Here is a 15,336-nt window from a genome sequence, read left to right as displayed (position 1 = left end):
GAGCGCCCGGACGGTCGGCTTCGACGGATCGGCCTTCGCCGGGCAGCTGGGTGCGTCGGAGCGTGTGCTGTCGCTGCTGTCGTGGGACGAGTCGACCCCCGGCTTCGTACCTGCCGGGGTGGTGCCCACGCTGGCTCTGCTGCAGAGGCTGGACCGACACACCGTGGTCTGGGCGGCCACCCGCGGTGCGGTCTCGACCGGTGCCGGCGATCCGGTCCTGAACCCGCGCCAGGCCGGTATCAGCGGCCTGGGCCGGGTCGCGGCGCTGGAACGACCGGATCAGTGGGGTGGGGTCGTCGACCTGCCGTCGCAGATCGACTCGGCCGCCGCCCGCCGACTGGCCGGGCTCCTGCGCAGGGCCGGCACCGACAACCGTGAGGACCAGCTCGCCCTGCGCCCGCACGGGGTGTTCGGCCGGCGGCTGATGCCGGCCCCCGCACCCGGTGGTCTCACGCAGTGGAAGGCCCGCGGCACGGTCCTGGTCACCGGCGGAACCGGCGGGCTGGGCGCGTTGGTGGCCCGCTGGGCTGCTGCGGCCGGTGCGGAGCACCTGGTTCTGCTCAGTCGCCGGGGCGAGCAGGCTCCCGGCGCCGATCGGCTGGCCGAGGATCTGCGCAACCTCGGAGCCAGTGTCACTTTCGCCGCCGCCGATGCCGCCGACGAAGGTGCGCTGAGTGACGTACTGGAGCAGATCCCGTCCCACATTCCGCTCCGGGCAGTTGTTCACGCGGCGGGGGTCAGCCACGGTGTGGTCGAGATCGACGACACCACGCCCGAGCAGGTGGAGGCTGAGGTGCGGGCCAAGGCCGGTGGGGCCGCGCTGCTGGACGAACTGACCCGCGGCCTGGACCTGGACGCCTTCGTGCTGTTCTCCTCGGGAGCCTCGGCCTGGGGCAGCGGGGGACAGGCCGCCTATGCCTCGGCCAACGCCTACCTGGACGCACTGGCCGCCCGGCGCCGGGCCGAGGGGCTCCCGGGCCTGGCCATCGCCTGGGGCAACTGGGCCGAGGCCGGCATGGCCGTGGACAACCCCGAGCAGGGTGAGTACCTGCGCAGGCTGGGGGTTCTGCCGATGCCCCCACGGCTGGCTCTGATCGCGCTGGGCCAGGCCCTGCAGGCCGGCGAGAGCGGGCTCACCGTCACGAACATGGACTGGGCCAAGTTCGCCCCGGCGTTCACCGTGTCCCGGCCCAGCGCCCTGCTTTCTGAGCTGCCGCAGGTGCAGGAGGTGCTCGCCGGGCCGATCGGCGGGCAGGACGACGCTTTTGCCAAGCAATGGCGTGAGACCCGGCCCGAGGAACGGCAGAAGTTCCTGCGCGCGCTGGTGCGTGAGCACGTCGCGGCGGCCCTGGGACACCGCTCGGGAAGCCGGATCGAGGCTGGGCAGGCCTTCAAGGAGCTGGGTTTCGACTCGCTGACCGCGGTGGAGCTGCGTAACCAGCTCGGCGCGGCGACCGGCCTGAACCTGCCCGCCACGATGGTGTTCGACCACCCCTCGATCGCCGAGCTGGCCGAGTTCCTGGCCGCCGAGCTGACCTGGGAGCCAGCCGGCGCGGAACCTGAGCGCCCGGCCGCAGCTGTGCCGGTGACCGACGAAGACGACGAAGCCCTCCTCACCGCGGATGTCGACGACCTCATCCGCCTGGCCCTGGGGGAGGACGAATGACCCCGCCGCAGAAGGACACCACTGTGAACCAGCCCGCCCGAGCGCAGGACCAGCAGAGCCGGATGGTCGAGGCCCTGCGGTCGGCCATGCTGGAGAACAAGCGACTGCAGCGCCGTAACCAGGAGCTGGAGGCGGCCGGCAGCGAGCCGATCGCGATCGTCGGGATGGCCTGCCGGCTGCCCGGTGGGGTCACCGGCCCCGACAGTCTGTGGGACCTGGTCGAGCAGGGCCGCGACGCCGTCACCGCCTTCCCCACCGACCGGGGCTGGGACCTGGACGCCCTGGCCGATGGTTCCAGCACGGGCCGGGGTGGCTTCCTGGACGGGGTCGCCGACTTCGACGCCGCGTTCTTCGGGATCTCCCCGCGCGAGGCGCTGGCGATGGACCCGCAGCAGCGGCTGCTGCTGGAGACCGCCTGGGAGGCTCTTGAGCACGCCGGGATCTCGCCCACCGCCCTGGCGGGAGAGCCGGTCGGGGTCTTCGCCGGGGCCAGCCCTTCGGGCTACGTCGAGATCGCCGACCGCGCCGACAGCGAGCTGGCCGGGCACCTGATCACCGGCGGTTCGCAGAGCGTGGTCTCCGGCCGCATCTCGTACGTGCTGGGCCTGCGCGGCCCGTCGATGACCGTGGACACGGCCTGTTCCTCCTCGCTGGTCGCCCTCCACCTGGCCGCCCAGGCGCTGCGGGCCGGTGAGTGCAGCACGGCGCTGGTCGGTGGCGTGTCGGTGATGGCCTCCGACGACGTGTTCGTGGGCTTCTCCCAGCAGGGCGGCCTGGCCCCGGACGGCCGCTGCAAGGCGTTCGCCGAGGCCGCCGACGGCACCGGCTGGGCCGAGGGTGCGGGCGTGCTGGTGGTGCAGCGCCTGTCCGAGGCGCACCGTCAGGGCCGCCGCGTCCTGGCCGTGGTGCGGGCCAGCGCGGTCAACCAGGACGGCGCGTCGAACGGCCTGACCGCGCCCAACGGCCCGGCCCAGCAGCGGGTGATCCGGGCCGCCCTGCAGGCGGCCGGGCTCCGCGGCGCCGACGTGGACGTGGTCGAAGGTCACGGCACCGGAACGATTCTCGGCGACCCGATCGAGGCGCAGGCCCTGCTGGCCACCTACGGTCGTGACCGTTCCGAGACGGACCCGCTGTGGCTGGGTTCGCTGAAGTCCAACCTCGGGCACGCCCAGGCCGCGGCCGGGGTCTCGGGTGTGATCAAGATGGTCATGGCCCTGCGCAACGGGGTCCTGCCGCGCACCCTGCACGTGGACGCGCCCTCCACCAAGGTGGACTGGTCGCGGGGGGCGGTGCGCCTGCTCACCGAGGCCCGGTCCTGGCCGCAGGTGGATCGCCCCCGCCGGGCCGCGGTCTCGGCCTTCGGGGTCTCCGGCACCAACGCGCACGTGATCCTGGAAGCGGCCCCGGACGAGGCCCCCGCACCGGCGGCGTCCGGGCTCTCGCTGGTTCCCTGGATGGTCTCGGCCAAGTCGCCGGCCGCCCTGCGCGAGCAGGCCGCCCGGCTGCGGCAGTGGCCCGTCGAGGATGCCCAGGCCGCAGCACGCACGCTGGCCATTGGCCGGGCCGCGCTGTCCTACCGGGCCGTGGTGACCGGCGCCGACCTGAGCGAGCTGCGGGACGCCCTGCAGACCGTGGCCTCCGGCGCCCCGGACGTCACCCGGGCCCTGGAGGCCGAGGACGGCCCGGTCTTCGTCTTCCCGGGACAAGGGGCGCAGTGGGCCGGGATGGCCCGGGAACTGCTCGGTTCCTCACCGGTCTTTGCCTCTTCGTTCGACGACTGTGCCCGCGCCCTGGCGCCGTTCGTGGACTGGCAGCTCACCGACGTCCTCAATGACGAGAGTGCCCTGGAACGAGTTGACGTGGTGCAGCCGGCCCTGTGGGCGGTGATGGTCTCGCTCGCGGCCACCTGGCGCTCGTACGGGGTCGAACCCGCCGCGGTGGTGGGGCACTCACAGGGCGAGATTGCCGCGCTGTGTGTGGCCGGCGCCCTCACCCTGGCCGACGGCGCCCGGATCGTGGCGCTGCGCAGCCGGGCCATCGCCGAGCAGTTGGCGGGAGCCGGGGCGATGGTCGCCGTCGGCCTGCCGCTGGAGCGGGCCCAGGAGCTGCTGACGGCCTGGGGCGGGCGGCTCTCGGTCGCCGTGGTCAACGCTCCCGGCTCGGTGGTCGTCGCCGGTGAGCCCTCGGCGGTGCAGGAACTGGCGGCGCAGTGCGAGAGCGACGGCGTGCGGGTGCGGATCCTGCCGGTGGACTACGCCTCCCACTCGGCGCAGGTCGACACGATCACCGAGCGGCTGCTGGAGGACCTGGCCGATGTCGCCCCCGTCCGCGCGGCCGTGCCGGTGTACTCCTCGCTCACCGGTGAGGAACTGGACACCACCACGGCCGATGCCGGGTACTGGGTGCGCAACCTGCGCGAGACGGTGCGCTTCGACCTGGCCACCCAGGCCCTGATGGACGCCGGGCACCGGCTGTTCGTCGAGGTCAGCCCGCACCCGGTGCTGGTGCAGGCGATCCAGCAGAGCGCGGACGGTCTGGAGCCGGACGATTCGGCCGCCACCGTCCCCACCCTGCACCGCGGCGACGGTGCTCTGCGGCGGATGTTTTCGGCGCTAGGTGAGTTCTGGGCCGCAGGGGGCAACGTCGACTGGGCCGGCCTGCTGGGCGAGGGGCCCCAGGCCTCGGTGCCCACCTACGCCTTCCAGCACGAGCGCTACTGGCCTTCGGCTCCGGCCGTGGCCGGGGATGTCGCGGGAGCTGGGCTGGACGCTGCGGGGCACCCCCTGCTGGGGGCACGGATGGAACTGCCCGGTGACGCCGGGCTGCTGTTCACCGGACGGCTCTCGGTGCGGACCCAGCCCTGGCTGGCCGACCACGTGGTGCGCGGATCGGTGGTCTTCCCCGGAACCGGGTTCGTGGAACTGGCGGTGCAGGCCGGGGACGCGGTCGGGTGCGGGCACCTGTCGGAACTGGTTCTGCAGGCGCCGCTGGTGCTGCCCGAGCACGGTGGCTGCCAGATCCGGGTGCACGTGAGCGGAACCGGCGCCGAGCGCCGCGACATCTCTGTCCAGGCCCGCCCGGACGGGCTCGAGGTCTGGACCGAGCACGCCGTGGGTGTCCTGGTCGCCGCCTCGCCCGCCCCGGGCCCGACGCTGACCTCCTGGCCCCCCGCAGGCACCGAAGCCGACATCTCCGGCCTGTATTCCGCGCCCGGAGACCTCGCGTACGGCCCCGCGTTCCAGGGCCTGCGCAAGGTGTGGCAGGACGCCGGCAGCGTCTGGGCCGAAGCCGAGATCGACGTCCCCTCCGAAGGGTTCGGCATCCACCCGGCGCTGCTGGACTCGGTCCTGCACGCTGCCGCCTTCCTCGGCGGCACGACGGCCTTCGAGGACGTGCGGCTGCCGTTCACCTTCAGCGGTGTGGAACTGTTCGCGACGGGTGCGGCCCGCGTCCGGGTCCGGATGGACCAGATCGCGCCGGACGAGGTCGCGGTGACCGTGACCGATGCCTCCGGGGCGGCCGTCCTGACGATCGCCTCGCTGCTCACCCGGCCGATCCCGGCCGGGAACCTGACCGCGCCCGACGACTCGGCCGCCCTCACCCTGCGCTGGCTCGACCTGCCCGATGCACCCGTCGCCACTGATGCCACGGCCGGCTCGGACTGGGTTGCGGTCGGGCCGGTCCCGGTGACCGGCGCCGCGCTGCAGCACCCCGACATCACGGCCCTGAGCGCCGCGGTCGAGGCCGGGGCACCAGTGCCGGGCCGCATCCTCCTGGCCGTCGCCCACCAGCCCGAACCCGAGAACGTCGCGGCCGCCGCCCACGCGGTCGCGGCCTGGACGCTGGAGCAGGTGCAGACCTGGCTGGGCGACGAGCGCCTCGAGCGCACCCCGCTCACGGTGGTCACCACCGCCGCGGTCGGCACCGCCGAGGACGACCCAGTCATCGACCTGCCCGCGGCCACGGTCTGGGGCCTGGTGCGCTCGGCGCAGGCCGAGAACCCGGGCCGGGTGACGCTGGTCGACCTCGAGATCGGCGCCGAGCCCGACCTGGCCGGCCTGACCCTGGCCGTGGCCACCGGCGAGCCCCAGGTCGCCGTGCGTGGCCGGGTGCTGCGCCGCCCCCGCCTGCTGAGCGCCGAACCGGTCGTGGAGCAGGCGTCCTCGGCCGGCCCGCTGGGCAGCGGCACCGTCCTGATCACCGGCGGCACCGGCGGGCTGGGCGCCCTCACCGCCCGTCACCTGGTCGCCGAGCACGGCGTGCGGCACCTGCTGCTGGTCAGCCGCCGCGGCGGCCAGGCCGAGGGCGCCGAGGCCCTGACCCGCGAACTGAGCGAGCTCGGCGCCGAGGTCACGATCGCCGCCGCCGATGTGAGCGACCGTGCGGCCCTGACGGCCCTGCTGTCCTCGATCCCGGCCGAGCACCCCCTGACCGGGGTCGTGCACACCGCCGGGGTGCTCGACGACGGGGTGATCAGCTCCCTCACCGCCGAACGTCTGGACGGGGTGCTCACCCCCAAGGTCGACGCCACCTGGCTGCTGCACGACCTCACCCGCGAGGCGGACCTTTCCCTCTTCGCGGTCTACTCCTCCCTGTCCGGTCTGCTCGGCAGCCCCGGCCAGGCCAACTACGCGGCCGGCAACGTCTTCGCCGACGCCGTGGTGCAGTGGCGCCGCCAGTTCGGGCTGCCCGCCGTGTCGATGGCGTGGGGCGCCTGGACCCCCGAGATCGGCCTGACCGGAACTCTTTCCGAGATCGACCGGCGGCGCCTGGAGAGCACCGGAATGCCTCCGCTGTCGGCCCGGCAGGGTCTGGCCCTGCTGGACCGGGCCCTGGCCGCCGACGAGCACGTGCTCGGCCTGACCCGCCTGGACCAGCCCACCCTGCGGACCCTGGGCGACCTGCCGCCGGTGCTGCGCACCCTCGTGCCGTCCCGGGCCACCCGCCGGGTGGCGGAGGAAGCCGCCGATGGCTTCGCGGCGCGCTGGGCCCAGTTGCCCCTGGCCGAGCGCCGCCGCACCCTGACCGGCCTGGTCAGCGAGCACGTGGCCGCAGTGCTCGGACACCCGGCCGGCACCACCGTGGACACCGCCCAGGCCTTCCGCGACCTGGGGTTCGACTCCCTGACGGCCGTGGAGCTGCGCAACCGTCTGACCGGGGTGACCGGGCTGCGCCTGCCGGTGACCCTGGTCTTCGACCACCCCACGGTCACCGCGCTGGCCGCCCATCTGATGAGCCGCCTGGGCGATGCACCGGCCGTGACGACCACCGGGGCCCCCACGAAGGCCATCGTGGCCACTGACGACGACCCGATCGTCATCACCGGCATGGCCTGCCGTTTCCCCGGTGACATCGGCGGTCCCGACGCGCTGTGGCAGGTCGTGGAGCAGGGCCGCGACGTGGTCTCCGGGTTCCCCTCCGACCGTGGCTGGGACCTGGCCGCCCTGGCCCGGACGTCCGCCACCGCCAACGGCGGCTTCCTCGAGCGCGTCGGTGGTTTCGACGCCTCCTTCTTCGGTGTCTCGGCTCGCGAGGCGATCGCGATGGATCCGCAGCAGCGGCTGGTCCTCGAAACCTCCTGGGAGGCACTGGAGCACGCCGGGATCGACCCGGCCACACTGGCCGGCGCCCCGGTCGGGGTGTTCGTCGGGGCCTTCGAGTCCGGCTACACGCAGGTCGCGATGGACTCGATCGACGACGTCGCCGGGCACCTGGTCACCGGCGGCTCGCAGAGTGTCCTGTCCGGCCGGGTGGCCTACGTGCTCGGCCTGCACGGGCCCGCGGTGACCGTGGACACGGCCTGCTCCTCCTCGCTGGTGGCCCTGCACTGGGCGGCGCAGGCGCTGCGTTCGGGCGAGTGCTCGATGGCCCTGGTCGGCGGGGTGACCGTGATGGCCACGCCGGACGCCTTCATCGGGTTCTCGGTGCAGGGCGGGCTGGCCGCCGACGGTCGGTGCAAGGCCTTCTCCGACGACGCAGACGGCACCGGCTGGTCCGAGGGTGCCGGAATGCTGGTGGTGCAGAGGCTTTCGGACGCCCGCCGCGAAGGTCGCCGGGTGCTGGCGGTGCTGCGTTCCAGCGCGGTCAACCAGGACGGCGCCTCCAACGGGCTGACCGCGCCGAACGGGCCGGCCCAGCAACGGGTGATCCGCGCGGCCCTGGCCGCGGCCGGGCTCGACCCGGCCGACGTGGACGTGGTCGAGGCCCACGGCACCGGCACCGTGCTGGGCGACCCGATCGAGGCCCAGGCCCTGCTGGAGACCTACGGGCAGGACCGTTCCGAGCCGCTGTACCTCGGCTCGCTGAAGTCGAACCTGGGGCACACCCAGGCCGCCGCCGGGGTCGCCGGAATCATCAAGATGGTCCAGGCGATGCGGCACGGGGTGGTCCCGCGCACCCTGCACCTGGGCACCCCCACGTCGAAGGTGGACTGGGCCGAGGGCTCGATCCGGTTGCTGGAGGAGAACACGGCCTGGCCCTCCAGCGGGCACCCGCGCCGGGCCGGGGTCTCCTCGTTCGGTGTTTCCGGCACCAATGCCCACGTGATCATCGAGGCGCCGCAGCTCGAGGAACCGGTCGGGCCGGTTGCTGCTGAGGGCCCGCTGGCGTGGGTGATCTCGGCGCGGACGCCGGAGGCGTTGCGGGGGCAGGCGGTTCGCCTGGCGGAAGTGGACCAGGACCCGGCCGATGTGGCCCACACCCTCGCCACCGCCCGTGCTCGCTTCGGCCACCGCGCCGTCGTGCTCGGCCCGGGCGCCCAGGAACTTCTGGCCGGTGTGCGGGCCCTGTCCGACGGCACCCCGCGGGCCGGGCTGGTCGAGGGCCAGACCGTCAACGGCGGCGTGGCCGTGCTCTTCGGCGGTCAGGGCTCCCAGCGCCTCGGCATGGGCCGCGAGCTCCACTCCTCGTCCGAGGTCTTTGCCCGGGCTCTCGAAGAGGTGACCGCCGAACTCGACCCGCTGCTCGGACGTCCTGTGCTGGAGGTGATCTGGGGGAAGGACGCCGACCTGATCGAGCAGACCGGCTGGGCCCAGCCCGCCCTGTTCGCCATCGAGGTCGCGCTCTTCCGGATGCTCCAGACCTGGGGCATCACCCCGGACCACGTCGCCGGGCACTCCGTGGGCGAGATCGCCGCCGCCCACGCGGCCGGGGTGCTCTCGCTGGCCGACGCCTGCCGTCTGGTGGTCGCCCGTGGGCAGCTCATGCAGCAGTTGCCGGCCGGGGGTGCGATGCTCGCCGTCGAGGCCACCGAGGACGAGGTGGCACACCTGCTTACGGACGAGGTGTCGCTGGCAGCCGTCAACGCCCCCGGTTCCGTGGTGGTCTCCGGTGTCGAGGATCCGGTGCTGGCCGTGCAGGAGCACTTTGCCCGCCAGGGCCGCCGGACTCGCAGGCTCGCGGTCTCGCACGCCTTCCACTCGGTCCTGATGGAACCGGCGCTGGCCGAATTCGAGCAGGTGCTGCAGACCCTGCAGTGGCAGCCCGGCCGGATCCCGGTCGTGTCCACCCTGACCGGCACACTGATCGATCCGGCCGAGTTCGCCACTCCCGGATACTGGCTGCGTCAGGCCCGCTCGGCCGTCCGGTTCGCCGACGCCGTGACCACGCTGGAGGCCCTGGGCACCCGCACCCTGATCGAGGCCGGCGCCGACGGCACCCTCAGCGCGATGGCCCAGCAGAGCGCCTCGGACGACGTGGTCGCCGTGCCGGTGCTGCGCGGGGGCCGGGCCGGTGAGGACGTTGACGCCCTGACCGCTGCGGCCACCGCCTTCGTCCGGGGCGTCCCGATCGACTGGAGCGTTCTGCTCCCGGCGGGCCGGGTCGTCGACCTGCCCACCTACGCGTTCCAGCACGAGCACTACTGGGTCGCTCCTGCCGCCCTCGCCGGTGACGTCGTGGCCGCCGGCCTGTCGAAGGCCGAGCATCCGCTGTTGGCCGCATCGGTGCAACTGCCCGGCTCGGGCGGGATGCTGTTCACCGGCCGGATCGGCCTGGACACCCATCCCTGGCTGGCCGACCACGTCGTGCGCGAGAGCGTCCTGTTCCCCGGCGCGGGTTTCGTCGAGCTCGCGGTGCGGGCCGCCGATGCGGTCGGCGCAACGCGGGTGGCCGAACTGGTGCTCGAGGCGCCGCTGGTGCTCCCCACGGTCGGCGGCGTGCAATTGCAGGTTGCGCTCGCTCCCGTGGATTCCGCTTGGGAGGTGCAGATCCACGCCCGGGCGGACGGTTCCGAGACGTGGGTGCGGCATGCCACCGCCACGCTCGACCGCCCCATCGACGACAGCTTCGACGGCTTCGACGGCTCCTGGCCGCCGGCCGGAGCGGACGCGGTCGATGCGGGGGAGATGTACGCCGAGGGCCTGGACATCGCCTACGGCCCCGCTTTCCAGGGCCTGACCCGGGTCTGGCGCCAGGGGAGCGACGTCTGGGCCGAGGCCGGCCTGCCCGATCTGGACCAGGCGGGCGGATACGGTCTGCACCCGGCGCTGCTGGACGCCGTGCTCCAGGCCTGCGCCTTCGCCGACCTCGGCTCCGACGCGGTCCGGTTGCCCTTCACCTTCACCGACGTGGTGCTGCGGGCCTCCGCGGCCGGCCACGTGCGGGCCCGGCTGCATACCCACGGCGACCAGGTCTCGATCACCGTGACCGACCCGGCCGGTGCGCCGGTGCTGAGCATCGGCGCCCTGACCCTGCTGCCCCTGCCCGACGGGGAAATGGCCCAGGCGGCCGACGATTCCGTGGTGCTGCAGCTGGAATGGCAGGATGCCGACACTACGGGAGGGACGGCCGCATCCTTCCTCGAGGCTGATGGCGGGCTCGCCGGCCAACCGCACCTCGCGGGTGCCACCGACGTCCTGCTGCGCGTCCCGGCTCCGGAGGCCGGGCAGGACCCGGTCGAGCGGACCCACCGGATCACCACCTGGATGCTCGAGCAGCTGCAGACCTGGCTGAGCGACGAACGTCTCGCCGCCGCCCGGCTCACCGTCGTCACCAGTGGCGCCGTCGCCGCAGGCGGGACGACGCCGATCGACCCGGCGGCCGCCGCCGTGCAGGGGCTCATCCGCTCCGCGCAGACCGAGAACCCGGGCCGGATCGGCCTGATCGATTCGGACTCGGACGGGGCTTCTCTCGGGCTGGCGGTGGGTCTGGCCCACGATCAGCTCGCTGTTCGGGACGGTCGCATCCTGGCGCCCCAGCTGATCCGGAGCCTCAGCGAAAGTGGAACCGCTCCCGTCATCACCGGCCGCATCCTGATCACCGGCGCCACCGGGGGCCTGGGGGCCGAGGTCGCCCGGCACCTGGCCGCCACCCACCCCGGCCTGGAACTGCTCCTGCTCAGCCGCAGCGGGCACCAGGCCGAGACGGCGGCCGGCCTGCTCGCCGACCTGGCCGAGCTGGGTGCCTCGGTGGTGCTGGAAGCCTGCGACGTCACCGACCCGGCCGCCCTGGCCGCGGTTCTTCGCAAGCACCCGGTCACCGGTGTGGTGCACACGGCCGGGGTGGTCGACGACGCCACCCTGACCTCGCTCACGCCGCAGCAGCTGAGCGCCGTGCTGCGGCCCAAGGTCGACGCCGCCTGGCACCTGCACCAGCTGCTGCCCGACGCCGAGCTGTTCGTGCTCTTCTCCTCCCTCGCCGGGGTGCTGGGCGGCGCCGGCCAGGCCAACTACGCGGCCGCCAACGCCTTCACCGACGCCCTGGTCCAGCTGCGCCGGCAGGCCGGCCGCAGCGGTATCGCCCTGGCCTGGGGCCCGTGGACCCACCAGGCCGGTCTGACCCGGGCGCTGTCCGCGCACGACCGCCGGCGCCTGGAGGAGTCCGGGCTGCCGCCGCTGAGCGTCGAACAGGGCCTGGCCCTGTTCGACCGGGCCCTGAGCAGCCAGGCTGATGTGCTCGCCGTGACCCGCCTGGCGCCCCCGGCGCTCCGTGCCCAAGGCGACGTGCCCGCCCTGTTCAGCACCCTCGTCCCTCATCTGCCCGTCCGCCCGAACGCCGGTCCGGCCCGGCCCGAGGGACTGGCCGCGACCTGGCAGAGCCTGGCCGAGAACGAGCGCGAGGAGTTCCTGCACACCCAGGTGCGCGCCCACGTGGGCGCGGTCCTGGCCCATCCGGACCCGGCCCGCATCGATGTCCGGCAGGCGTTCCGCGACCTGGGCTTCGACTCGCTCACTGCCGTGGAACTGCGCAACCGGGTGGCTGCTGCGACCGGGCTGCGCCTGCCCGCCACCCTGGTCTTCGACCATCCTTCGGTCGCCGCCCTCGCCGGCTTCCTGAGTGGTGAGCTCGGTGGCTCCCGACCCTCAGCGCCGGAACCGGCGGCCGCGACCACCGACGTCGACGACCCGATCGTGGTGGTCGGGATGGCCTGCCGTTTCCCCGGTGGGGTGAACGGCCCGGACGAGCTGTGGCGGCTGGTCGCCGATGGCCGGGACGCGATCTCCGCCTTCCCCACCGACCGCGGCTGGGACCTCGAGGAGCTCTTCGGGGACGGGACCGGCGCCTCGGTCACCGCCGAGGGCGGATTCCTCGACGGGGTGGCCGACTTCGACGCGTCCTTCTTCGGGATCTCGCCCCGTGAGGCGATCACCATGGATCCCCAGCAGCGCCTGCTGCTGGAGACGTCCTGGGAGGCTCTGGAGCACGCCGGGATCGACCCGAGCGGGCTGTCCGGCGCACCGGTGGGCGTTTTCGTCGGAGTGTTCTCCTCCGGCTACGCGGAGATGGCCGGGCGGGCCGCGCCGGAGCTGTCCGGGCACCTGATGACCGGTGGTTCGCAGAGCGTCGCCTCCGGCCGGATCGCGTACGTGCTCGGGCTGCAGGGGCCCACCATGACGATCGACACCGCCTGCTCCTCCTCTCTGGTCGCCGTGCACCTGGCCGCGCAGGCGCTGCGGGCCGGGGAGTGCTCGGCGGCCCTGGTCGGCGGGGCCACGGTGATGGCGGCCCCGGACACCTTCATCGGTTTCACCCAGCAGGGCGGTCTGGCCCCGGACGGGCGCTGCCGGGCCTTCGCCGACGGCGCCGACGGCACCGGCTGGTCCGAGGGCGCGGGCATGCTCGTACTGCAGCGACAGTCCGAGGCGCTCCGGCAGAACCACCGCGTTCTGGCCGTGATCCGTTCCAGCGCAGTGAACTCCGACGGTGCCAGCAACGGTCTGACCGCACCCAACGGTCCCTCCCAGCAGCGCGTCATCCGGCAGGCCCTGGCCGCGGCCGGGCTGCGCCCCGACGAGGTGGACGCGGTCGAGGCGCACGGCACGGGCACCGCCCTGGGCGACCCGATCGAGGCTCAGGCCCTGATCGCGACCTACGGTCAGGACCGCCGGCAGCCGCTGCTGCTGGGCTCGCTGAAGTCGAACGTGGGCCACACCCAGGCCGCGGCCGGCGCCGGCGGGCTGATCAAGATGATCATGGCCCTCCAGCACGGGATGCTGCCCCGGACCCTGCACGCCGCTCAGCCCTCGACCCGGATCGACTGGCAGGCCGGGCAGGTGCGCCTGCTGAGCGAGAACACGCCGTGGCCGCAGACCGGCCGCCCGCGCCGGGCCGGGGTCTCGGCCTTCGGAGTCTCGGGCACCAACGCGCACGTCATCCTGGAGGAACCGGCCCCATCCTCAGCCGCTTCGGGAAGTGCGCAGTCTCCCGCGATCACGCCGTGGGTGCTCTCGGGCCGCACGCCGGACGTGGTGCGCGCCCAGGCCGGGCGCCTGCTCAGCCACGTGCGTTCCGGTACGGTCGGCCCGGCCGACATCGCCTTCTCACTGGTCACCACCCGCGCCCGGTTCGACCACCGGGCGGTGGTCACCGGCGCCGACCGCACCGAGCTGATCACGGCCCTGGCCGCCCTGGCCGCCGGTGAGCCCTCGCCCCAGGTCGTCACCGGCACGGTGGCCGACACCTCCGGCCCGGTCTGGGTGTTCCCCGGCCAGGGCGCACAGTGGGCCGGGATGGCCCACGAAATCCTGGCCACCTCGCCGGTCTTCGCGGAGGCGATGCAGGAGTGCGGCGCCGCGCTGGCCCCGTACGTGGACTGGCAGCTGGCCGATGTCCTGAACGACGAACAGGCCCTGGAACGGGTGGACGTGGTGCAGCCCGCCCTCTGGGCGGTGATGGTCTCCTTGGCGGCGATCTGGCGTTCGCACGGCGTGGAACCGGCTGCGGTGATCGGGCATTCACAGGGCGAGATCGCGGCCCTGTGCGTGGCCGGCGGGCTGAGCCTGCCCGACGGGGCGCGGATCGTGGCCCTGCGCAGCCGTGCCATCGCCGAGACGCTCGCCGGGGCCGGCGGCATGGTCGCCCTTCCACTGTCCGAGATCGCAGCCGGCGAGCTCGTGGCCCGCTGGGAAGGGCGTCTGGAAATAGCGGCCGTCAACGGACCCTCCTCCGTGGTGGTCTCCGGTGACGCCGCGGCGATCCCGGAACTGGTCGCGGCCTGCGAGAAGGCACAGGTCCGGGCGCGCACCGTCCCGGTGGACTACGCCTCGCACTCCGCGCACGTCGAGCGCCTGCAGGAGCGGCTGCTGGCCGACCTCGCGCCGATCCGGCCGCAAGCCTCCACGGTGGCCGTCTACTCCTCGGTGACCGGCGAGCTTTTCGACAGCGAGAGCGCCGATGCCGCCTACTGGTTCGCGAACCTGCGGCGCAGCGTCCAGTTCCAGGACGCGGTGAGCATGGCGGTCGCGGCCGGGCGGCGCACGTTCCTGGAGATCAGCCCGCACCCGGTCCTCGTCACCGGGATCCAGGAGACCTTGGAGACGCTCGGGGCCACCGGGACGGTGAGCGGGACCCTGCGTCGGGGGGAGGGCGGCGCGCGACGACTGACCGCCTCCCTGGCCGAGGCCTTCGTGGCCGGGGTCCGGGTGGACTGGTCCGGGCTGTTCCCGGGCGCCCAGGTCACGCAGCTGCCCACCTACGCGTTCGCCCACGAACGGTTCTGGATCGACACCACCGGTGCGCGCCCGGACCTGCGCGCAGCCGGCCTGAAGGGGGCCGACCACCCCATTCTGGTTGCCGTCACCGACCTTCCGGAGACCAGGGGCATGCTGCTGTCCGGCAGCCTCTCGGTGCCGGCGCAGCCCTGGCTGGCCGATCACCGGCTGGGCGAGCAGATCGTCTTCCCCGGCACCGGGTTCGCCGAGCTGGCCCTGCGGGCCGGGGAAGCGGTGGGCTGTCACCGGATCACCGAACTGGTGCTGCACACGCCCCTGCTGCTGCCCGAACGCGACAGCGTCCGGATCCAGGTGGCCCTGACCCCCGACGAGGCCGGCGCCTGGCAGATCGCCGTCCACGCGGCTACCGCGGACGGCGCCTGGACCCGCCATGCCAGTGGCGGACTCGGCGTGGCCGAAGAACCGCCGACCTTCACCTGGGCAACGGCCGACGCAGTGGAGACCGACCTCAGCGGGCAGTACGCGGGCGGCTCGGACATCGTCTACGGCCCGGCCTTCCAGGGCCTGAAGCGGGCCTGGACGGCGAACGGTCAGGTCTGGGCCGAGGCCGAACTACCCACCGAGCCGGAGGGCTTCGGTGTGCACCCGGCCCTGTTCGACGCCGTGCTGCAGGCCGCGGGCCTGGCCGGGCTGGACGAGGCCGGCACCCAGCTGCCGTTCCTGCTCACCGACGTGACGCTCTGGGCCACCGGCGCCACCCAGGTACGCGCCCACCTGCGG

At 73.7% G+C, this 15,336-nt stretch carries 2 protein-coding genes and 1 pseudogene (1 of these 3 running past the window's edge); all 3 read left to right on the top strand.

Annotated features, from left to right (window positions below; genetic code table 11):
• Nucleotides 1-424 precede the first annotated feature (424 nt).
• Nucleotides 425-997: pseudogene (locus LWF15_RS38355) on the top strand (ketoreductase domain-containing protein); the annotation flags it as partial.
• A gap of 18 nt (nucleotides 998-1,015) precedes the next feature.
• Complete coding sequence (locus LWF15_RS38350) at nucleotides 1,016-1,666, top strand: beta-ketoacyl reductase (RefSeq protein ID WP_456298979.1); 651 nt, start codon at nucleotides 1,016-1,018, stop codon at nucleotides 1,664-1,666.
• On the top strand, nucleotides 1,663-15,336 hold the 5' end (the start) of the coding sequence (locus LWF15_RS31190) for a type I polyketide synthase (RefSeq protein ID WP_232814569.1). 14,091 nt of this gene lie beyond the right edge of the window; only the first 13,674 of its 27,765 coding nucleotides appear in the window; it begins with the start codon at nucleotides 1,663-1,665; its stop codon lies beyond the right edge, outside the window. The genes LWF15_RS38350 and LWF15_RS31190 overlap by 4 nt, the downstream gene beginning before the upstream one ends.

Source organism: Kineosporia rhizophila (assembly GCF_021277265.1).
GTDB lineage: Bacteria > Actinomycetota > Actinomycetes > Actinomycetales > Kineosporiaceae > Kineosporia > Kineosporia rhizophila.
This window is presented reverse-complemented; position numbering and strand designations above follow the sequence as displayed.